Annotated in this window: 13 protein-coding genes; 7 read left to right on the top strand and 6 right to left on the bottom strand. The window is 43.3% G+C overall.

The annotated features are described in order from the left end of the window. Positions 1 to 8: 8 nt before the first annotated feature. From AB1S55_RS05535 to AB1S55_RS05525, 3 genes are read left to right on the top strand one after another with little or no spacing between them, the layout of a single operon-like run. Positions 9 to 1,424, top strand: a complete 1,416-nt coding sequence (locus tag AB1S55_RS05535) for a TolC family protein (protein WP_370980798.1) — start codon at positions 9 to 11, stop codon at positions 1,422 to 1,424. Continuing rightward, positions 1,414 to 2,655, top strand: a complete 1,242-nt coding sequence (locus AB1S55_RS05530; protein WP_370980797.1) for an efflux RND transporter periplasmic adaptor subunit — start codon at positions 1,414 to 1,416, stop codon at positions 2,653 to 2,655. The genes AB1S55_RS05535 and AB1S55_RS05530 overlap by 11 nt, the downstream gene beginning before the upstream one ends. 1 nt (position 2,656) lies before the next feature. Beyond that, positions 2,657 to 5,773, top strand: coding sequence for an efflux RND transporter permease subunit (locus tag AB1S55_RS05525; protein WP_370980795.1), 3,117 nt, complete (start codon positions 2,657 to 2,659; stop codon positions 5,771 to 5,773). Between the two features lie 15 nt (positions 5,774 to 5,788). Here AB1S55_RS05525 and AB1S55_RS05520 read toward each other — a convergent pair whose 3' ends face one another. Together AB1S55_RS05520 and AB1S55_RS05515 are read right to left on the bottom strand one after the other, a co-directional pair. Continuing rightward, positions 5,789 to 7,123: a helix-turn-helix transcriptional regulator gene (locus AB1S55_RS05520; RefSeq protein ID WP_370980794.1), complete on the bottom strand. Its 1,335-nt coding sequence runs from the start codon at positions 7,121 to 7,123 to the stop codon at positions 5,789 to 5,791. Positions 7,124 to 7,620: 497 nt separating this feature from the next. Then, complete coding sequence (locus tag AB1S55_RS05515; RefSeq protein WP_370981574.1) at positions 7,621 to 9,498, bottom strand: ATP-binding cassette domain-containing protein; 1,878 nt, start codon at positions 9,496 to 9,498, stop codon at positions 7,621 to 7,623. A gap of 99 nt (positions 9,499 to 9,597) precedes the next feature. On the opposite strand from AB1S55_RS05515, the gene AB1S55_RS05510 reads away from it, so the two are divergent. Beyond that, positions 9,598 to 10,953 carry an HD-GYP domain-containing protein gene (locus tag AB1S55_RS05510; RefSeq protein WP_370980793.1) on the top strand — a complete coding sequence of 452 codons (1,356 nt, stop codon included), beginning with the start codon at positions 9,598 to 9,600 and terminating at the stop codon, positions 10,951 to 10,953. 102 nt (positions 10,954 to 11,055) lie between these two features. Here AB1S55_RS05510 and AB1S55_RS05505 read toward each other — a convergent pair whose 3' ends face one another. Then, positions 11,056 to 13,218: a TonB-dependent receptor plug domain-containing protein gene (locus AB1S55_RS05505; protein WP_370980792.1), complete on the bottom strand. Its 2,163-nt coding sequence runs from the start codon at positions 13,216 to 13,218 to the stop codon at positions 11,056 to 11,058. A gap of 78 nt (positions 13,219 to 13,296) precedes the next feature. Then, on the bottom strand, positions 13,297 to 13,641 hold the full coding sequence (locus tag AB1S55_RS05500; RefSeq protein ID WP_370980791.1) for a hypothetical protein: 345 nt from the start codon (positions 13,639 to 13,641) through the stop codon (positions 13,297 to 13,299). A 61-nt stretch (positions 13,642 to 13,702) separates the two neighbouring features. Here AB1S55_RS05500 and AB1S55_RS05495 point away from each other — a divergent pair, with 61 nt between their 5' ends. Then, a complete protein-coding gene (locus AB1S55_RS05495; RefSeq protein WP_370980790.1) occupies positions 13,703 to 15,091 on the top strand; it encodes a hypothetical protein in 1,389 nt (462 codons plus the stop codon). Between the two features lie 72 nt (positions 15,092 to 15,163). Next, positions 15,164 to 16,567, top strand: a complete 1,404-nt coding sequence (locus AB1S55_RS05490) for an isoprenylcysteine carboxylmethyltransferase family protein (RefSeq protein ID WP_370980789.1) — start codon at positions 15,164 to 15,166, stop codon at positions 16,565 to 16,567. Between the two features lie 147 nt (positions 16,568 to 16,714). Here AB1S55_RS05490 and AB1S55_RS05485 read toward each other — a convergent pair whose 3' ends face one another. Then, complete coding sequence (locus AB1S55_RS05485; protein ID WP_370980788.1) at positions 16,715 to 17,968, bottom strand: hypothetical protein; 1,254 nt, start codon at positions 17,966 to 17,968, stop codon at positions 16,715 to 16,717. A gap of 623 nt (positions 17,969 to 18,591) precedes the next feature. Here AB1S55_RS05485 and AB1S55_RS05480 point away from each other — a divergent pair. Beyond that, complete coding sequence (locus AB1S55_RS05480) at positions 18,592 to 19,860, top strand: hypothetical protein (protein ID WP_370980787.1); 1,269 nt, start codon at positions 18,592 to 18,594, stop codon at positions 19,858 to 19,860. A 783-nt stretch (positions 19,861 to 20,643) separates the two neighbouring features. Here AB1S55_RS05480 and AB1S55_RS05475 read toward each other — a convergent pair. Then, positions 20,644 to 22,929, bottom strand: a complete 2,286-nt coding sequence (locus tag AB1S55_RS05475; protein WP_370980786.1) for a carbohydrate-binding protein — start codon at positions 22,927 to 22,929, stop codon at positions 20,644 to 20,646. Positions 22,930 to 23,451: the final 522 nt, after the last annotated feature.

Below are 23,451 nucleotides of genomic sequence, written 5' to 3'. Positions count from 1 at the left end.
CGCAATTAATGTTGTTTATTACTGCTCGAAACCTGCGCCTTTATATTGTGCTCTGCAGCATCAGCTTATTACATGCCTGCGCCAGCAATTACGAACAGCAAGCGCCCGATCTTGTTGAGCTACCCAAAACATGGCAACAAGCCGGTCACAACTACAGCTCCGAGCTAAGCTGGCAGAGCTTAATGCAAGCCCCAAGCTTAGACGCCCTTATTGTCTACGCTACACAACATAACCATCAACTAGAGCAGCAGCGCCTCGAACTAGAAATAGCAAAAACACAGCTATATCAAGCCAACATGCGTTATGTGCCCGAATTAGATGCCCGTGTCAGTGCCACACGGGGCCAACCCATTGAAAACGGCCCAACCACCAACAGCTTTAGTGCCGGCTTAGATATGAGCTATGAGCTTAATATCTGGGGCCAAGTCACCGATAACAAACGCGCCGCAGCTATGCGCGTGGCCGCAGCTCAAGCAAGCTACGACGAAGCCAAACGTCAACTCACTACGGATATCGCTATTGCCTGGGCCAATGTGATTGAAAGCCAAAAGCTTGTGCGCTTCGGAGACAAGCGCCTTGCCATGCTCGGTAACAACTTAAGCATTATCGAAAGTGGCTATCGCAGTGGCTTAAACAGTGCGCTTGAAGTCTACCTTGCCCGCAACGATGTTGAAGGCGAAAGAAGTGGGTTAGAAAAAGCCAAACAAACACTCAGTGATGCCAGACGAGAACTCAATATTCAACTCGGTGACTACCCTAGTGATCAATATCAAGCACCAAAAGACTTTCCTGACACCTCAGTACTACTGCCACCGGAACTCCCTTCCGAACTGTTAATGCGCCGCCCCGATCTCAATGCAGTATGGCTTAACTTACTTGCAAGTAATAGTGATCTTGCTGTAGCCCACAAAGCCCGTTTCCCAAGCCTACGCTTAACCGCCAGCGGGGGCAGTACCTCGGCCGAATTGGGTGAAGTATTAAGTAGCGGAAATTTGAGCTGGTCTATTGGCGCCTCACTGCTACAACCGCTGCTCGACTCAGGCCGTTTAAAATCTAACGAAGATGCCGCTCGTTTACGCCTTGAGCAAAATGAAAGCCGCTACACCGAAACGGTTTATCGAGCCTTCCAAGAAATAGAAAGCCTATTACAAAACCAAGATAGCCTAGCCAAACAAACAAACCATGTACAACAAAGCCGTGACAATGCCGTCATTGCAGAAAAGCTCGGCTTTGATCAATACCTTAAAGGCATCGTTAGCTACACCACCGTGCTTGATGCTCAGCGTCGAGCACTGGACGCCGAAGTTCGATTAATCTCCTTACAGAAACAAATATTCGAAAATAAAGTTCGCCTGCATAAAGCCCTGGCTGGCGAGCTTAATTTTGCTGACAACAGCGCACCAAAGGACAAGTATGAACAATAACGCCTTGAGTCATAGTGGATTTTTTAAACGCTACCCACTACTGCTGGTAATCCCTGTAGCGGCACTTATTATCGCCTTATTGTTAATTTTCAAACCCAGCCCCGAGAGAAACTTTAACGCAAAACTTACTCAGGTTGCTATCGACGCTGAGCGTATTAAACAGGAAACACTAAAACCTGAAGTGCTCAGCTACGGCCTCGTAGAACCTCGCGTTAAAAGCAAAGTCGTTGCGCAAGTCAGCGGGCGTATTACTCATATTTCCGAGCGCTTTCGCGACGGCGGTTTCTTTCAAAAAGGAGAAGTGCTATTAAATATTGAAGATGTCGATTATCAGATCGATGTTGATATCGCAGAAGCAAACCTAGCCGACGCGCAACGTAATTTAGAAGAAGAACAAGCTCGGGTAAATCAAGCTGAAGAAGATTGGCAACGCTTAGGCCAAGGCGGGGAGCCTAGCGCCTTAGTATTACGTTCACCACAATTAAAAGCGGCCGAAGCTAAATTAAAGTCGGCCAAAGCTCAACTCCGAAAGGCGCGTGTTAATTTAGCTCGTACCTTTATTAAAGCCCCCTTTGATGGGCGAGTGCTAAGCACTCAGGTCGATTTAGGTCAAGTTGTCAGTGCTAACGTCACACTTGGCGAAGTTTACGCCACCGACGCGGTTGAAATACGCTTACCAGTTAAAAACAGTGATTTAGCCTTACTAACCCTACCTGAAAGCTACTTACACAGCAGTGATTCAGCAGCCTTAACCGAAGTACAAATACGCTCCGACTTAGCCGGCGAAGAATTATGGAAAGGCCAAATTGTACGCACCGCCTCGAGCATTGATGAAAGCAGCCGCCAGCTTTATGTGGTAGCAAGAATCGATGATCCTTGGGGGCAAAAATCACAAGGTCGCTTCCCTTTAAAAATTGGCCAATATGTCAGCGCAAAAATCACTGCAAATGAGATAGAGGAAGCCATTACCGTGTCGAATAGAGCTATCTATCAGGGCTCTTATGTTTATACCTATAAAGACGGTGCCGTATATCGACGCCCTATTTCTATCCGCTGGCAAGATGAGAACTATGCCGTTCTCAACAGTGGCCTAGAAGCTGGTGAACTCGTTGCAGTTTCCCCGCTCGGACAAATTGCTTCAGGCACTAAAGTAAATTTAGTAAGTATCGATGGTGAAGTTCAGCAAGCCACGGATAAAGAAAAATCAAACCCCAGCAAGCAGGAGCACTAATATGATTGCTTGGTTTGCGCGCAACCATGTTGCTGCGAATTTATTAATGATCAGCATTGCACTTAGCGGTGTTTATGCGCTATTTAATAAAATCCCCTTAGAGTTTTTCCCAAAAACAGAAAGCGATACGGTACAAGTTAGTATTAATCTACGTGGCGCAAACCCTGAAGATGCCGAGCTAGGTTTAGCCACACGAGTAGAAGAAGCCGTTAAAGACCTGGAGGGCATTAAAGAATACCGAAGTGAAAGCACAGAGGGCGGCAGCAGCGTTTTTATTGAAGCACAGTCAGGTTACGATGCTCGCGACTTATTAGATGATATAAAAAATCGTGTTGATGCCATTAACACTCTACCTGCAGATGCAGAACGCCCCATTATTAAGTTGAGCCAATACTTAAGAGCCACCATTACGGTCACCTTAAGTGGTGATGTGAGTGAGCGAGAATTACGCGAGCTCAGTGAAAGCATGCGAGAAGAAATCGTACAGCTACCCGGTGTCACTCAAGCTTGGCTCTACGGAATTAGAAATTATGAAATAGCGATTGAGTTAGACCAGCATAAACTACGCGAATTTGGCTTAAGCTTACAACAAGTTGCCGACGCCATTAGCCGTAGCTCCCTCGACTTAAGCGCCGGCAATATAAGTGCTTCGGGCGGAGATATTCTAATTCGAGCTAAGGGCCAAGCCTATAACCAAGCCGACTTTGAAAACATTATTCTGCTAACCAACAAAGATGGCAGCATACTAAGATTAAATGATGTTGCCAGCGTCAACGATGGCTTTGAAGAAAAAACCGTACGCGCTCGCTTTAATGGTCGCAGAGCCGCAAGCATAGACATATCCGCAACTGGCAATCAGAGTATTATCGAGGTAGCAGATACTGTTAAAGCCTTTGTAGAACAACGCCGTCAAAGCCTAAGCCCCGATCTTCATCTAGATTACTGGAATGACCGTAGTGAAATTGTAAAAAAGCGTATTAACACACTCACCAAAAACGCCATACAAGGCGGATTGCTTGTCATACTTCTATTATCTTTATTTTTACGGCCCGCAGTCGCATTTTGGGTATTTCTTGGCATTCCTATTAGTTTTTGTGGTGCATGGCTGGTCATGAGTTTAACCGGCACCAGCCTTAACATGATTAGTTTATTCGCATTTATTATCGTACTTGGTATTGTTGTCGATGATGCTATTGTTACTGGCGAAAACGTCTACACCCACCTGCAACACTCAGAAGATGGCTTAAGTGCCGCCATCAATGGTACAAAAGAAGTCGCCGTACCTGTGACTTTTGGCATTCTAACAACTGTCGCAGCCTTTGGCCCTCTAGCATTTATAGAAGGCAATAGAGGGCCTATCTTTGCCCAAATCCCCTTAGTAGTAATTCCCGTACTCATTTTTTCACTCATCGAAAGTAAGTTTGTACTACCTGCTCACCTTAAGCACATTAAAGTGAATAATGACCAAGAGGGAAATAAACTACAGCAATGGCAAAGAAATTTCGCCAAGGGTTTTGAACGCTCCATCCTTACTTATTATCAGCCCCTACTGAGAAAGTGCATAGAAAACAAATGGACAACACTTGTCTTTTTTGTGGCTATATTCTCTATTATTATTAGCGCCATCATGGCAGGGCACTCTCGCTTTACTTTTTTCCCTCGCGTACCTAGCGAAACCATTCGTTTTAATCTTTCAATGCCCGTCGGTACACCTTTTGAGGTAACTGACAGACATATGCAACACATATTAAAATCAGCCCAAGAATTAGAAGAGCGCTATCGAGATAAAAAAACAGGTGAAAGCATTGTTGAGCGTATGCTAGTTATCAGTGGTGACTGGGGTGGTGCTAGTCATATTGGCCGAGCTTATGTGCAATTGACCTCACCAGAAAGCCGAGCTATAAAAATTACCAGCCCAGAGCTCGCTAAAGAATGGCGTCAGCTCATTGGTAATATACCGGGAGCAGAAGAAATCAACTTTCGAGCTGAAATAGGCCGAACCTCTTCGCCTATCGATATACAAATACGAGCCGAAGACTTAAGCACACTTGAAACAGTATCAGAACAAATTAAAGTACAGCTTGCCACTTATAGCGGTGTATTTGATATTAATGACAGTATTAACCAAGGTAAAGAAGAGCTACGCGTAGAGCTAAAGCCTCAAGCACATGTACTAGGCATAAGCCGCAGCGATATTATTCGCCAAGTTAGGCAGGCTTTTTTTGGTATTGAAGTTCAGCGAGTTCAACGCGGTCGTAATGATGTACGAGTTATGGTGCGCATGCCCATTTCGGAAAGAAATTCACTCAGTAATTTAAACAGCCTATTAATTACTAGTCCAAGTGGAGTGAACGTACCTTTAGAGCAAGTTGCAACACTAAGTCCAGGCATTAGCCCTACTCGAATCTTGCGTATAGATGGCCAACGCGCTGTCAACGTCACCGCAGATATAGAAAAAGATAAAGTAAATATGACAGTAGTAGGCGCCGACCTAAAGACGTTCATGCAATCTATCGCTAAGCAATACCCAGGCATCAGCTACAAGTTTGGTGGCGAGCAAGAAGAACAAAAGCAGAGCAATAACAGTATGCTTTACGGATTTATTGCCGTACTGTTTATTATCTACTGCCTGCTGGCAATTCCATTTAAATCCTATCTTCAACCTTTTATTGTTATGTCGATTATCCCTTTTGGCCTTATTGGCGTTATGTTAGGGCATTGGATTATGGGTATGAACCTAACCATTATGAGCATGATGGGTTTATTAGCCTTAACTGGGGTGCTCGTAAACGATTCTTTAGTATTGGTTGATTACATCAATAAGAGCCGAGCTAAAGGGCAAGCAGTTAAAGAAGCCGTACTACATGCAGGTTCCGCTCGCTTTAGACCTGTTATGCTTACCTCAATAACTACGTTTTTTGGCCTGATGCCATTACTATTCGAAAAAGAGACTCAAGCTCAGTTCTTAATACCAATGGCTATTTCTTTAGGTTTTGGAATCATTTTCGCAACCTTAATCACGCTGCTTTTGGTACCCGTTAACTACCTATTGATGGAAGGTTTATTAAGGCGACTAGGAATTAAGAGCGCATCCGATACGCCACAACAAATGGGCTAAGGCTAATCACTAGCCTTAGCCGTATTGCTCTTTTTTATAACGCTGAGGCCCAATACCAACATGCTTTTTAAATACATTACCAAAGTAATTTGAATCATTGTAACCAACGGAAAAAGCAACCTCAGAAACACTCTTCTCCTTTAAAAATAACTTGGCTTGTTCAATTCGATACTGAGTGAGGTACTGCTTAATGGTTTTACCTGTCTCTTTCTTGAAGCAGCGCATCAGATACGACTGACTGACATTAACTTCAGCAGCAAGATCAGCGGCTTCAATTGCCTTATGAAAGTTACGTTCAATATACTCCTGTGTTTGAGCAATAATTTTCACGCTGCGCTTTGCAGGCAACTGAGAAATCATATTGCTTAACTCAGCAGTTTCTTGCGTAGCAAAGCTACGAACACTGCTAAGATCGGGACTCTTGAGAAGAGTATCAATATTGCCCAAATTACGTTCTAACAGGCTTTCGGCATCACCACCGGCTTCAATCGTCGAATCGGTTAATTCATCTAATAGCTCTCTTACCTTAAGTTTGTAGCGATTCAAATTCCCCTGACTATCACTCTCAATTGATATTAATAACTTTTTAAGATCGAGCTCAAAGTCACTATTCTCATTATTGATAAATAACTGCAATTCTTCTTTTAACTTCTGAGCCTGACTTTTAGTCGATTTCACATCAACATAAACAGCCCAAACCCAAAAGGCAGACGTTAACACCGCTCCAATATAATAAAACCAATATGTTCGCTGATATAAACCCACAAGATAAAGCAGTGTTAATACAAATGTTCCAATAAGAAAAGCCAAACAGGTATTTCTACGCTCTTCTGTTAACTCAATATACAAAAGATAAGAGGTAGGCAATAAAGATATCAGCACCAAAGCCAACATTTCAGCATCAATATGGATTGCCCCCCACAGTGTCACAGGTAGCAACTGAGCATACTCTTCTGAAAAGATTATTTGGTAGTTATATGCATCTGAACCTATGCAATAAATAACCGACAAGAACAAACCTAGAGCATAAAATGAATAGAGCCAGATCTTACGTAAGCTAATGCCACACTGATAAAACAAAAACAGAGTTAACGACGGAAGGCCAATACCTAAAAGCATAGACATACGAAGGTAGAGAATCGAATAGGCCAAAATCGCTGTTGAAATTATTTGTAAGCTATGACCTATTAAATAGAACATATAGGTAGCTACAAAAACATTAAACAGATCTACCCGTTTCAGCACATGCCTAGCAACAAAGGTAAAATACAGGGAAACCATTAAAAAGAGTTGAGCCCCCATAATAGACACAATCACGTAGTGCTGGGGTATCCCCTTTAGGTAAAGCATATTTATATACCTACTATAACAAACAGCCAAATTGATCGTAAAAAAGCCAACATCTAAGCAGCTTAAAAATACAGGCAGGAACATATACATCAATCTGTATAAGGATACTACGCCTTAAGAACAATTGTTCTTTAAAACAAGCTCAAGCAAGGCATGAGCAGTCTATAATGACGATGAGTTCACCAATATAGGGCCAAGAGTGGACAAGACTAAGTGGTATTGTTCAAATGACTGACTTATATTTCTCTGAAAAAAACTTCGTCATAGCACAGCTTGAAGAAGCTCTAGAGGAACGTCAGGGCAAAGACAGACGAGTAATAGACCTAGGGCCTCCCACTGTTAATGGAGACCCCAGCCAATCTATAGAAAGGCGCCTAGGTGAAAGACGAAAAATAATAGGAGGAAAACGCATCCATTAATGCTAAACGTCTTTATACCCCTCATACAGTAAAAACAAATCACACACTTAAAGATTACGCTTTACTGATTCTTAAACATCACAGCTCAGCTTGAGCCTCCTCTAGCTCCTCACTCAGCTCAAACCACTCGGCCTCTAAGTCGTCTACAGATGATTTTAATTCTGCTTGTTTCTGCAACAGCGTTTTTAGCTCGTCTTTATTCGCATCATCATATACAGCGCTATCAGCTAACCGCTCTTCAACTTGTTGAAGCTTTTCTGACTTCTCAGCGATCTGCTTTTCTAGCTTCTTAATTTTATTATTAAGTGGCTGTAGTTTTTTACGTAAAGCCGCAGCGTTTTGGCGCTTTTCTTTTTTTGCATTTTTACTTTCAAAACTGGGCTCAGAAGAATCCGACTCGGTCTTGTCTTGCTGCAACCAGCGGGCGTAATCATCAAGGTCACCGTCAAACAAATTCGCTTTACCTGAATCAACCAGCATAAACTGATCAACCGTATTTTTCAGCAGATGCCTGTCGTGGCTCACTAAGACAATTGCGCCCTCATAGGCTTGTAAAGCAATCGTTAAAGCATGGCGAACTTCAAGATCCAAGTGGTTAGTTGGTTCGTCTAATAAGAGTAAATTTGGTTTTTGCCAAGCCAAAAGTGCAAGTGCCAAGCGTGCTTTTTCACCACCAGAGAAATGTTCAATGCATTCAAAAGCTCTATCACCATGAAAACCAAAGCTACCTAAAAAGGTACGAATCTCTTGTTCACGCGCTTCGGGGCTGATTCGAGAAATATGTAAAGCAGCACTAGCGCTAAAATCGAGCGTATCTAGCTGATGCTGACTGTAATAACCAATACTCAAAAATTGCGCGTCACTTCTCTGCCCAGCAAGGGCTTGATTGGTGCCGGCCAAATACTTTAATAAAGTCGACTTACCTGCACCATTATGGCCAAGCAAACCAATACGCGACGCACCAAGCACACTAAAATCAACATTTTCCAATATTGGCTGCTCATAACCTAAACTCACCTTGCTTAAGGTGATTAAGGTCTGAGGCATTTTTTCAGGCTCAGAAAAACGAAAGCTAAAAGGTGAATCAGCGTGCGCTGCATCAATTCGCTGCATGCGCTCAAGCTCTTTAACTCGACTCTGGGCTTGTTTGGCTTTACTGGCTTTGGCCTTAAAGCGGCGCACAAAGTTCTCAATATCCTTAATGCGGGCTTGTTGTTTTTCATAAGCCTGGGCTTGCTGAGCAAGCCTATCGGCGCGCTGAATCTCAAACTGGCTGTAGTTACCACTATAAGCGACAAGTTTTTGCTGCTCTAAGTGCACAATGCCATCAACCACATTATCGAGAAAATCACGGTCATGGCTAATAATAAGCAGCGTACCATCATAGCTTTGCAGCCACTGCTCTAACCAAACACAAGCATCTAAATCTAAGTGGTTAGTAGGCTCATCCAGCAGTAACAAGTCACTGCGACACATAAGCGCTTTGGCCAAATTCAAACGAATGCGCCAACCACCACTAAAGCTTTGTACCGTGTTGTGAATAAGATCAGCCGCAAAACCCAATCCACGCAGCAACTTTTGGGCCCTAGCTTCCGCATCGTAAGCACCGATGGTTTCCATCTTTGCATAGAGCTCGCCTAAGGCATCACCACTGGCCTGCTCAAGTTGAGCCTGTAAGTGGCGCAACTCTTCGTCGCCATCGAGAACATAGTCCAAGGCGCTGCGATCAGTTTCACCAAGCTCCTGTGCCATATGCGCCAAACGCCACTGAGCCGGCACACTAAAGTGGCCGCCATCTTCATGTAATTCGCCAAGTAAGAGCTTAAACAGACTCGACTTACCGCTGCCATTGGCACCAATCAAACCGAGCTTATGCCCTGGGTGAACTCGAAGGTCGGCACCATCCAATAGGATTTTGGCGCCACGCTGTAATTGTACTGTTTGTAATTGAATCATGCGCGCATTGTACGTGCCCGCATAAACAGCGCAACGCTTGCATGCAGATTTGCTCAAGTTTCTTATACTAAATAGGCAACCACTTATAGGCATAGAGCCATGGAACCCAGCACTCAAATCGACAGCGAGCATTACAGCTCCCACCTCTCTTCTGTTAACAATGTGCAAGATGTCTTTGCCACTGAAGACATTCAGAATGAGCAAGGGCAATTAATCGTGCCCGCAGGCAATAGCCTAGATAGCAAGGCTGCTGCGCAAGTAGTGAAGTTCAAACTCTTAAAGCCCATAGAAACCAGTGTCGCAATAGATGGGCAGCTAGATGCAGAAGCCCTATATCAGGCTATTAGGGTCATCTTCTTGAATGACAAAGAGTTGCGCGAACTGTGGTTTATGCACAATGACGATGACGAACTACAAAAGCTCTGCGCGGGCCTTAGCCGCTACCCCTTGCTGCTGCAAAAGCTCACCGTGCTCAAACTGCAACTGCCTCAAGTCTTTAATCAAGCAGCCTTTTGCGCTTGGTTATCTCAGCGCCTATTTATTGAAGAGCCCGAAATCGCACGCTTTGAACTCTTTGTAGCCACCCTATTTCACGATATAGGCCTACTGCACCTCGACCCAGCCTTACTTGATAAAGAGCACCGTCAAAATGCAGCTCAATGGCGCCAATGGCAAAGCCACCCGCTTATTGCTCAACAAATAATCTTGTCTTGTAAAGACTTGAGCGTTAACTGCGCCAATGCTGTTGCGCAGCATCACGAATCACCCGACGCAACTGGTTTTCCTCGAGGCCTAATCAGCAAGCAAATATGCAGAGAAGCACAAATCATAGAGGTATTGGATGAAGTATGGCATTACTACATCGATATATTCCAACCTAAAGAGCGCTCCTTAAATGACCTAATCCCTCTATTACAAATGAATCAAAACTATCGAAATAATGATGATGCTGAAGCGCTTATTCTAATTTTTAAAAGCATGCCTGCGAATGAGCTTTGCTTTACCCCTCCTGCTTTTATTGAACCTTTAATTGATTTTTTGCAATCCAAGTTCCACTACATCGAACAGTTTCTCATCATCACTAGCGAGCTTAATAAAATAGTAGGCTTTAAACATGGCGAGAAAAGCTTATTAGGCATGCAGAATATGCTGATTCACATTCATGTCACCCTTGTTCGCTCCGGCGTCATGAATGCAGGTTATATCCGATGGATAGAACAAGTAAAACAAGAAAAACTGGCTCATGCTTATAAAGAAGTAGAAGACGTAAGTTTAATGCTAAGTGTTATCTGCAATTACTGTGAGCAATTTATGCATGCACTTGGCCGTTTTGTAGAGGAAGAATATGAGCACAAACAACAAGAAGCTATGCAAGATATTCACCAAAAGCTAGAAAAGCTTGAGCGACCAGAAGCCAATGAAATATTAACAGATCAAATTATTGAAGTGAGTTAAAGCCTATTGCAGCTTCCCCCTACAACTCCCAGATGTAAAACAACAAGTTACGAGGCAAGCTCTAGAGCAATAAATAGTCAAACCAAGATTTGTTTAATTTTGTTAATAAGAAAAGCTAAACCCTAATAAATACTGCCTGCCGTGATTAGGAAGATCATCAATAATTGCCGAGCTAACTAAACTTGGCTCTCTTGCATCGGTATCACTTATATTTTCAGCTGATAGCCTTAGTTCAACAGCTGGCGCCAGCTGCCAAGTGATTGCTGCAGTCACCCAGTTATAAGCTTTTAGCGAAGAACGTGAATCTGACGCCTCCCTCGCTCTTTGCCCTACGTGCTTAAAACCCACATCGGTATTAAGTGCAGTATTAAACTGCCAATTAATACCGGCAAAATACATATTCTTAGGTATAAACGGTTTCGGATCGCCGTTATCAAGCTCTACCGTGTTGTAACTTGCATTGAGCTTTAGCGTTAATGTATTAATCGCCTTCCAGCTTAAGCCAAGCTCTGCACCGCGGCCATGATTTGTACCACTATTTTCATACTGTCGAATCGATGGTGTTTCCTCAAGAGGAACTTCAACTATTAAATCAGATGCTTCAAAGGCATAGACATTTGCCTCTACTAACAAGTTACTAGTCGCCTGATAAGCCAGCGCGAATTCAAGTGTATCGATGGTTTCTGGCTGTAAATCTGTATTACCAATAAGCGAAGGGTTATTGCGTATCTCTCGCTCACCTTGCTTAGGCGCACGAAATGCGGAGCCATAAGTCATATTCATTTTAAGTTTTGAATACGGTGTTAGTTGCAAGCCAAGACGAGGATTAGTGCTACCTCCAAAATCAGAATATTCATCGTAACGCAGCCCTAACGAGGCCGAGGCGTAATCATTAATACGCCAATCATCTTGTAGTGAAAACCAATAATAATGGCGACTTATTTTCTCTGGCACAAATAAATACTCTGTCCCCGAAACATCAATCATCTGCTCGGCCACATAAGGGCTACCATCTTCCGGATACTGAATAGAATCCAAAACCCCGGGGCCAAAATTTTTCTCTTCTTTAGCGGTTTGCGTTTCATCATCATAACCTAGCTGAGTACGCAAGGTGTGCTCAGCTAGGTTAATTAAATGTGTTAATTTAACAGTGTACTCATCCGTACTGGTAGAAGGTGTACCCCGTACCGCATCAGGGAAATACACTAAGCCCCCACCAGCAGTAAATAAATTACCGTCCTCTCCCACAGGTAAAAGAGCTTCTTGAGGAAAGACATCCCAGCGGTTTTTTAAATCACGATGCGAATGAATAAAAGACAGCTCGGTAGAACCAGGAAGATCTATAAAGGTATCGACATTTAAACGAATACGACTATATTGATTCGTGTTTTCCAGCCAGCCTCGTTTATCTAATGCATTTGCAGCCCCTGAACCGGCCGTGCCTTCTGCATGAATATAAAAGAAATCGAGTTTAACCGGATCGAACTCATAACGTGCCAACACATCATATTTTTTATGCTCCTCACTTAAAAGCGCTGGCGTACTGGATGCATCTGTAGAAAAAATACGATCAAAGCTCGTTTGTAAATCGGCGTCGACCTGCCTTCCGGAATCAGGCCCAGCTTCTGAGTATTCCATAGCAACAAACCACTTATGCTGGTCGAGCTGCCCACCGTAAGCCGTAATAAGATCACGATGATCTTCATCACCGACGCGAGCGATCACTTGGTTATTCTCTGTATCACCCGCCTCTGGTAAGGCCACATTGATCACCCCTGCGTAAGCATCGGCCCCATAAACAACCGAACCCGGCCCTTTAACCACCTCAATACGGCTAGCGTTGCCAATACCGGGAGACAAATGCCCAGAACGACCTCCGAGCTGAGCGTCATCAACAGCCAAACCATCAAGCAGTACCTTTACATTACGCCCCAAAAAACCAGAAACACCACGAATTGAGATTAAAGTGTTGCCCTGCGTAATGTTGTTCTTAGATACATGCACCCCAGCGATAGGGCGAATAGCATCTTCCAAGGTATTTAAACCCGATTGCTGCCACTGTCTTCGCTCCACCAAGGTGACCGTTGCAGGAGCCTCGTCGACCTTCTGTTCATAGCCAGAAGCAGCAGTAACAACCTGCAGCCCTAATAACTGCTGTAAGCTCATCTCCAAGAGCTCATCCTGCTTATAGATAGCAGCCACAGAGCTTGTTGTCACACAACAAGCAAGAAGCAAGCAGCCAAGGCGACTTAGAAGAGAAGGCATATAGGTAAAGGCACTCATATCACTTAAATAAGGTGTTCACAACCATGCTTAGCAGCCTCAGCCCCTTTGGGTCAGCGCTTAAAACAAGGAATAACTTAAGTATAGGCAGAGGCTTAATAAAGGCAGATAATTTGAAATAAAACATGGATGCAAGCCACTGTGACTCACCGTTTTGGCGGCTAAGCTTTTAATGGGCTCGAGGGTACTTAAGCCCAAACCTAAAGACTTGAATACAAACCTGTTATTCAAGTCCCTCTTCACTCCATCACTTGTAAAGATCTCACGGAAAAAGTGGCCCGTTTCTTTACTGATATTACGCACGCTATGACCAATAGCACTCGCTGAGGTATAGGTCTCAGTTTGCAGGCCAAGCGCCTTGTAAGCTTGTAGGTTTACGTAATACGATATCAAAAAATAATACACGCGGCCTCTCACTTAAAACGCTCACCGTGCAATGCACTTCTAAGCATTTAAAGGCTAAGGGATGACTATGATAAAAAACAGAAAAATTCAGCTTACCTTAATGTGTATCATCTCCTTATTAGCAGGCTTTAGCTTAAACGCCGCCTTCTTTGCACCAAGCCTGAAAGAGCAAGTGCGCAGTAAAATTCAAGGCCCAGCAACAAAGACAAACAACATAGTCCAGCGCAGCGCCACACAACAGCCAAAGACCAGTAACAAGGTAAAGCTCAGCAAAGTAAGTAGTAACAAGGCCGACACTCAGGTCAGCTCTCATCAGCCAAGTGACTTCAAAAATGAAGCCCGCCACTTAGTGAGTAAAGAAGAGAACTTACTCAATGATGCGCGCTTGCGAGTTGCCATCATTCAATGGGCCAGCCAAGACCCTGTCTCAGCGATGGCTTTCACCATCGAACATCAAAAATACAGAGCCTCTGAACTTGTCTTAACAGTGGCCGCGCAACAACAAAACCAAGTCTTGTTAAGCTGGCTAAGCAACAAGTCCCAGCACCAACATTATGAGACGTGGCTAAGCAGCTACTTTAAGCACTTTGCCGCTATCAATACCGCCACTGCACTACAGCTCGCACAAAACAAACTACAAGGCAGACATAAAGACATTGCCACTCAAGCGGTTATTCAAGTGTGGGTAAAAACAGACATTAATGCCGCTTTAAATTGGCTTCACGAACACGATTACAGCTCAAGTCAGCCTTCACTGTACAAGCTCGCCTTAGAGAGCCATATCAAGCAAGCCCCATGGGAAGCCTCGATAGAGCTTATGCTTATGGACGAAGGCGAAGATAAAAACCAGCTCATTAACCTGCTGGCAAAGACACTCTCTGAACACGATGCCTATGACGCTATTGAATGGTCAGAAACTCTAGCTCAACATCATCAGCAAGAAGCCATGAGCAATATTTTAACAACCTGGGCCAGTAGTAACTCCGCACAAAACGCACTGGACTTTATCATCAGCAGAAAAGACCTTCAAAACTCGCCAGAGACCTTTGAAGCAACAATTGCAGCACTTGCCGATAAAGACAGAAACCTATTAATTGAACGCCTTGATGAATTTCCTGAAGCCAAGCAAGACGAAGTAATTCAACAAGTTTCGCGTGCAATCAGTACCTACGGCGACGAAAGAGAATACAACACTTGGTTTAACAGTTTGCCTATGGGCAGCCAGCGAGCAGCAGCCAGCCTAACCGCTGTAGAAGCCACCTTTAGCAAAAACCCTGAAGCGGCATTCACCTTGGCAGAAAATATTATTAACCCTCAAGAAAGAGCCAAGTACATAAGCAAAGTAGCAAGAGTTTGGGCTGCCACCGATGAAGCACAAGCAAAATACGCGGTAATGATGAGTCAAACTCTGACAGAAGCACAAAAACAGCAGATTATTGAAAGCATATAAAAAGTCTCGATAGGGCAGTCTATATCAACGCCCATTACTAGCCATCTAGCAAGAGACAAAACGGAGAATACTATGAACGACTGCTTTCAAGTGAGCACTGCAAAAGTCTCTGAGCAGCGCTGGATTACCGATGGTGCCTGGATAACAGGTCTAGTCGGCTGCGTATCCATTTTTGTTATAGCCATAATGGCCTACCAGCAGCAATGGCTAGATTTAGGCATAAACGTATTTGGGCTATTTCATGTACAAGGCCACATAAACGTTCAACTCTTTAGCTTAATTCTTGCATCCTTATTTATGTGCCTAAGTGAGTTAATACGGCTCCTCCTAATCAATCCAACAAACTTCTTTAATTTGGCGCCTGAGCTGCGTGAAAAAAAATATCTAAAACTGCTAGCAAAATGCACTTGGCGCTACCTGTGTTATTTGGCTATCGTTGCTGGTGTTACCTATTTCTATCAGTCGGCCAGCGAATACGGCTTTGATAGAAACGCAAGCTACTATCAAGCCTGGTTTGCGATGAATCACTACCTATATAACGCTTTTTTATGGGCTGGTCTGCCTTATGTAATCATCACTTATAGTTTTAAATACGACCGCAACAAAGAGCTCAATAGCTACCACCGATTAATCGAATTTGTTCTTTCTAAAATATTAAACAAACTAAAAATAAGCCATATTTTTTACCCTATCGATAACGAGAGACTAAAAAAAATCAGCCTCGGATTAATTGTTAGGATATTTTTTATTCCCTTAATGACGGTGTTTTTTACCCATCATTTCCCACACCTAGTATCTAATTTTGGTTATCTAATCGATCATCTTCCCACCCAACTTTCCCTGGGTAATTACAATCACGCCCATTTTAATAAAGACCTCATTAATATCGCCAAGCCTGTTATATTCACCATCGATGTCACTCTTGCTTGGTGCGGCTATGTACTCACCAGTCGCTGGTTAGACAACGAAACCCAATCAACAGAACCAACTCTTTTTGGCTGGCTTGTCTGCCTAATCAGCTATCCGCCATTTCAATTGGTTGGCCTGTTTATCTATATCCCCGGCGATGGGACTATTAGTCAAATTAGCAATCAGTATCTTGTTAGCTTTTTCTCTATTCTGATTATTGCAAGCTTCCTTATCTATACCGCTTCGACCGTCGTATTTGGTGTGCGCTTCTCAAACCTTACGCATCGCGGCATCATCCGTACCGGACCTTTTTCCCTTGTTCGCCACCCGGCCTATAGCTCCAAAAATATTGGCTGGTGGCTTGGCGTATTTCCAGCAGCCATCTACCTCTACTTTAGCGGCAGCATATCGCTAAGCTTTTTAATGGCTGGCACCTTGGGCCTAGTCGTAAAAACAACATGGTATTACTTTCGAGCCATCACTGAAGAACAACACCTAAGCTGTGACCCGAGCTATCAAGAATACTGCCAACAGGTGAAACATCGTTTTATCCCTAAGCTGATTTAAGAAAAAGCGAGAAGGAAGAAGGAAGAAGGAAGAAGGAAGAAGGAAGAAGGAAGAAGGAAGTAATGATCTCGCCTAAAACAACAAAACCATATCCCACTAGAGGATATGGTTTCATCAATGCAAGCTAACGATTAGTTAGTGCGAAGCTTATAGATAGGCATTAAAGAAGCCGTTAATACCACCGCTTTGGTTTTCAAAACCAAAGATCCACATAACTTCTACAGTATCAGAGAAGTCCATACCGCCGTCTTTAATACTTTCGTTATCCCAGTTAACACCCATCCAACGTAGCGCTGCTGCACGAGCCTCAACCCATACAGGCCCAACCTGAGCATCAGCCGTAGCACGCCCCCACTGACTGGAGTTTTTGCTGTTTAAGCCAGGAGTACCATTTCCTTGCGAATTTCCATCAGCAATTTTGTTGTAATTGGTATTGTTTTTAACGTAAGTCAAATCTGCAGCCGTTGTTTTATCTTCGTTCCAGTTACTATGCTGAACAACATGAATACGATTTTTGGTATTGATACCCGGCATCTGAGATTTAACACGACGAACCACATCCGCAGTGAAATCGGACTGACCCGCTTCAGCAACCCAAATATCACCACCCGCATTTAAGGTATCACGCACCTTATTAAAGGCTTGAGTTTCTGCGTTACTATAATTGTCGTGAGCACTTGCCCAGTTATTGCCAAAAGCAAGATTAAATAAGTGGTTCTCTTTTAGGAAACTACCACCCTGAGTACCGTAGGCACCAGCGGTACAATGAAATTTCACGCCAGAAAAGCGTGAATCGCTTAGCATTGTTGCCAAACCAGCTACCGCATGTAAATCATCTTCGTCAGGCTTACCATCATAATTACAAAGCAATAAATCTTTACCGATATCAAAACGACCTAGGGTGCCTGATCCACCACTTGAAGAGCTTGAACTACTCGAAGAACTGCTTGATGTTGTTGAGCTACTGGAACTACTTGAAGAGCTCGAACCTGCATCACAAGCTTGACTGCCACACATACAAATACTGGTATTACTTTGGCTATTTTTACAATCCGTCGCTTGATTACCATAAGTGGTTTTACATTGAGAAGTAGTATTACATTGGTCAATAATAGAGCCGCCCGATGAGCTAGAAGACGAGCTACTTGTTGAAGAACTGCTGCTAGAGGAGCTGCTTGTTGAAGAACTGCTAGAACTAGAAGAACTACCTAGCGCATCACAACGTGAACCACCACACATACAAATACTTGAGTTGCTACGGCTATCTTTGCAGTCCGTCGCTTGGTTTCCGTAGGTCGTTTTACATTGAGAAGTGAAATTACATTGATCTTGTGACAATGCCTGCAATGAGAATATCATCGAGACGATTAATACACTTAAAGATACAAATCTTTTCATCATATTTTGCCTATATTTATTAAACATCCATTTTACGCGCCATTATTATTATATCGGCACGCTTGAACTTGTAAGGTGAGACCTCTACCCAAACAAGCAAAGTAAAGGTTAACTGCTGGACTTTCTATGTGCTGTCAAAGAGTAAAGCTAAAATCCCACTTTCTTTGGCTACGCAAACTAGAGCACAGAAACTCTAAGAGAATAAACGCACCAAGACAAATAGCACCCTCCGATCATATACCTAAGCTTCAACTTTCTAAACAATAAAAAGATATGACGACCAATATTTGTGAACAAAATCAGAATATAGCAATTCTTAATAAGAACAAAATTTCATATTCGCCATACCAATAAACAACCCTAGTAATAAGAACCAAAAACAAGTCATTACATCACAAAAATAAAAAATAGAGCATGGCTAGGTCACTAAATTACTTTTACACTTACATCACTCGACTTTTCAGCCTTAAAATATTGAACAAGAAATACAAGCTGAATAATTTCACTTTTATTCATCTTCCTAACTGTATTTCCTTGCAAGAAAAAACGACAAAATCTTTACACAAAAAAACCAAATATCGTCAGAACCACATAGGTTAAAGTAAAAAATAATTAGGGATAAAACGATGAACTTCAAAAAAAGCATATTGCTGTGTCTAGGCCTACTTGCCACCAGTGAGTTAATTATGGCCAAGCCCGCCGCCCCAAGCGGAAAAGCCTGGCAACTTATTCCAGAGTTAAGTGATGAATTCAACAGCGGTTTTGACAGTACTAAATGGGCAAAAAACTCACCTACATGGTCAGGCAGAAAGCCCGGTTTATTTAAAAAAAGTGCAGTAACAGTAGCCGGTGGTAACTTACGAATTACCGCTGATGTACTACCCGCCAATGAGCAAGTTAACGGCTGGTCTCACCAAGGTGGATTGGTTCGCTCTTTGAAAACCGCAAGTGCATCCGACAGCGCTTATTTTGAAGCCCGAATGAAGGCCAATAAAACCTTTATGTCGTCCACTTTCTGGTTGATCAATAACCGCGGCGCTGGTAGCGGTTGTGATAAGCGAGTAACCGAACTCGATATTACCGAAACCGTTGGCGCAAACTCTGGCGGTAAAAGCTGGATCAACAACACTATGCGAAAAATGAACTCAAACACGCATAGCCGTAATGTCTCCTGTGGAGAAACCGTGGCCGCCAAAGGCGGTGGTGCCGATCTAGGTGAATTAGCGTCCGCCAACTACCACACCTACGGCGCTTGGTGGAAAAGCCCAACTGAAGTGATCTTTTATCTTGATGGGGTAGAGCAATTTACCGTTAAGCCTCCGGCAGATTTCTCCATCGACATGTACCTAAGAATGGTCGTTGAAACCTATGACTGGAACCCACCACCATCAGGTGGCGGTATGGGCGCATCATTTAATGACCGTACCACCTATTATGACTGGGTACGCTCATACCGCTTAGTCGATGACAATAGCAACAGCTCTTCTAGCTCTTCATCATCCAGCTCTTCGAGTAGCTCATCAAGCGGCGCCCTTATCGATCAATGTAATACCACATCGCAATGTAAAACGACTTACGGTAATCAAGCGACTGATTGTAAAAATAGCCAAAGTAATACCAGCATCTGTATGTGTGGCAGCCAAGCCTGTGATACAGGATCAAGCTCTTCTAGCAGCTCCAGTAGTTCAACTACGTCAAGCAGCTCTTCGAGTAGTAGTTCATCAACCAGCAGCTCTAGTTCTTCTAGCAGCTCATCAAGTGGCGCGATTATTGACCAATGCAACACCACCTCACAGTGCAAAACAACATACGGCAATCAAGCCAATGACTGCAAAAATAGCCGCAGTAATAGCAGTGTGTGTATGTGTGGAAGCACTCGTTGTGACTCACTCTAAAACGCGAACCCTATAGTCGACTTAAAAGGCCCCTGAGTAATACTGCAGGGACCTTTTATCTGATAGGCTGGCATACGCATATTTTCAACGTAGCTTACGTTAAAGTATTTCAGCCGAAAGGAAGGCCAAGCATGTAAACGCAATTGGACGCGTCCAATACACAGGCCAACACTGTAACACCTCCACCTTAAAAGAAATCACTGTACACCTCCAAAACAAGAAGCGAACCTTTAGCTGAATGGAATAAGGGTGAGAACACCTTGGATTATGACTTTGACGCTATAAAGAAACAGCTTAGCCACTACCGTAAAAGAGTTAAAATAAGCGTCAAGAGTGGAATCTAGCTCATCAAAATTGAGTACGCCATAGTCCCAAACATGAAGGGCGATTAATGACATATTATAGAATTGAAGCTAATTAATAGATATTTTAAGCCTCAAACAGCACTCCTTTTCCCGTGCTAGTCACACGGCCTTGATGGCCTATATTATAGATTCAAACAAGCCTGTGAAGAACTCGATCTAAAGAGATGAACGTTTACCGGGTTGAAATTAACGAACTTCACTCACATCCTTTTGTTGAATAGTTATCTAGCTGCGCTCGCCATAGCGCACGAGAGCGCTGGACAGCAGTTGGATTAAAACACTTCAAGTGAATTTGTTTGAACGAAAGAGTACGCATAAAAAGACTCGATACGAACCCTCGCCCAAACCCAAAGACCAGCCTCAAATGAGACTGATCTTTGGCTGGTACAGCAGTACTGCTAAGCAAGCTCTGTCGGAATTAATCTGCAATGAAATAAAATTTATCGGCATTCCATTCCCAGGTAGAACTTGAGTTGCCCGAGCTTTGAATACGAATCGTATTTTGCCCTGCGTCGAGAGGGATAAGATTATTAGGGCTAAGTTTTACAAAATTATCCCAGTCGCCATTATTGCTGACACTTTCTTTAAGATATGAAGTGCCATTTACCAATACTTCGATGGCGCCACCACTTTGAGTTGTACCCAACCACGCCTCCATACGATAGCTAGCACTCGCTGGAACTTGTACTTGGTACTCAACCCAGTCACCACGCTGGTTAAAATTAATAGCATCCACACCGTTTGCCGTACGGTAGACATCAAAACCGCCATAAGCGCCGCCCGTACTGCTGAAGTCTTCGGCTTCTATCGTAAATGAAGCCGATTCACCTGCATTAGTGCTCGCCTTAAAATCAATCCAGTTAAGATTGAAGTTGCCACCTAGCATCTCTAAGCGCAGCACTTGATTCACGCCAGCCTTAATACTCACATTTTCAAGCTTAAGTGTTTGCCAGTTTTGCCAGCCACCCGTGCTAGCAAGGGTAAATTGCCCTAGCAGCTCATTATCCAGCCTCACCATTACAGCCTTGCTGGCTGATGCACCTGAAACAGCGACACGAAGTTGAATATCGTAGTTACCACTGTTACTTGCGGCAATACTGTATTCGAGCCATTCACCGTCAGCGATCCAACCAACATTGTAGTCACCGTCAGAATCACTTGTTGCTTGAATATCAACGTGTTCACTCTCTCGATAACTATTGCCATTATTGCCGTTACCAGAATCCTTATAAGCAACATCACCGCCGCCTAAGTCAAAGTCTTCCACTTCTATACGCCCTGGAATCGAGTGCTGTTTGTAGGCGTGCTGTCCACTAGGCTTATTAACCACCACATCAAAATCGAGGGCGGATTCAGTACCACAGTCGTTGGTATAAGTAGCAGTAGCACGACAAGAGTTGCTCGCTTGAATGCTTACATGGCGCTCTGTTGCAGCGCTAGCACTAATTCCGCAACCGCTCCACTGCCAAGAGCCACCTGTAGTTGGATGAGGACCAAATTGAATAGTTTGACCCTGCTCCACACTTAGCTGGCTATGTTGTTGCCAGCTTTCATTATCTACTTTGACATAAGGCTTCAATTCTGTGCTTTCACAAGTGCCATTATCACCAAGCTGTATTGGGTAAAAACTGCCGCCTGTAGGCGTATTGTGACTTTCTGTAAATACTTGGTAATGATCCTCGGGCACATACACAATATTGGGGTCGCTAAATGAGCGGATACCGCCGTTATTATTTTCTACACACTGATTTTTATATACGGCATTTTTAGGGCCAGGGCCTGCGTGCTTGTATGACCAAGGCGTCATGATGGCATGCCAGCCGTCATCAAGACCTGAAGGTAGGGTAATACGGTTATTTTCTACCAAGTTGTAGCCCGCATCACCAACATGGAAACTCACTTCTTGATCAAAGTCGTTATCGTAAATAACGTTGTATTTTGCGTATTGTTTTTGAATGCTGATGTGGCGCATTTTTTTTACCTGGCAACCCGTCATCAGCATATAGCTACCTTGCAGAGCAACATAACCGTGACCGCCACCGCCTTTATTCCAAGACCTTTCCACATAACAATCTCTGATCGTAATGTGCTTGGCATTCCAGGATGAAATAGCACTATTGCCACTATTGATAATACTGACTTTATCCAGCCAGGAGTTCTTTGATGAGCTTCCAAAATTAATAGAAGTGATTAAAAAGTCACTTTTAGCATCTATCATCTCAAAATCGTTAGGAGTGCCATAAGCACCTTGCACGGTAAGGTTTTCTAAACCGGCATTGTGCACATTGAAGCTAATGGCAATACCGCTGCTACCTTGCATGGTGATATTGAGCTTCACCCCCGAGCGACTTTCACCAACAACACGCACCCCTTTTTTCATATTGACGGCTTTATTAATGGTATAGATGCCATTACGCAATCTTAATTGGCCACCCCCTGCATTGGCCACCTCGCTAATGGCCGCATTAAGACCGTCACTATCAGTAGGATTGATCGTTTTTTTGATAACACTTTGTGACAACCAGGGGATGCCACCTTGAACCCCGGCTTTTTGCCACTCGAGCATTTCGGGATAATCGCTGTCGTATTTACTGGTATCGAAACTCACACCAGGATCGCCAACACGCAGAGCCATAGCATGAGCAGCACTCACAGTAAGTATCAACAGCATAAGTTTTGTAGAGATTGAAAGCATCTTTTTCATCGACGTTTTCCGTTATTTTATTAGAAGATAAGTAGGGTTTTAATGTAGAAAAAGGGCACAACAATCAATACTTTCCGCCAGCCTTAAACAGCGTGAAGCGAGTAGTTTCACACCTTCCTCCATGCATTAATTCTTTAAAGCAACAAAAAGAATGATTAACTCAGAGCCAATATGGAAAAACCAAAACTACGAATAAGAATTTTGCCAAACGGAAGGTTCGCTTGTGTTGTCTTCGAAGAAGAACTACCAACAGTTAATGTTATTTTTATGTGTTGCTATTTCTTACAATAATTTTTGTATACGCCTGAATAGATAGGCGCTCAGGAACTGTAACAACATAATTTACAAAAAAACATTAACCAGAAGGCAGAAACACCTTCCTTATAGGAAAAAGCATTAAAATGTGACACAAGCTTTACTTCATCGTCAGCATAAATACAGGACACCAACTTAGCTAACTAGACAAAAGACCACGCCATAAAATAGAGTTCATACATCGTATAAACCCTAATTAAACAGCAC

This window comes from Agaribacterium sp. ZY112 (genome assembly GCF_041346925.1).
GTDB lineage: Bacteria > Pseudomonadota > Gammaproteobacteria > Pseudomonadales > Cellvibrionaceae > Agaribacterium.
Note: the sequence above shows the minus strand (reverse complement) of the source record. Positions and strands in the feature narration are given on the sequence as shown.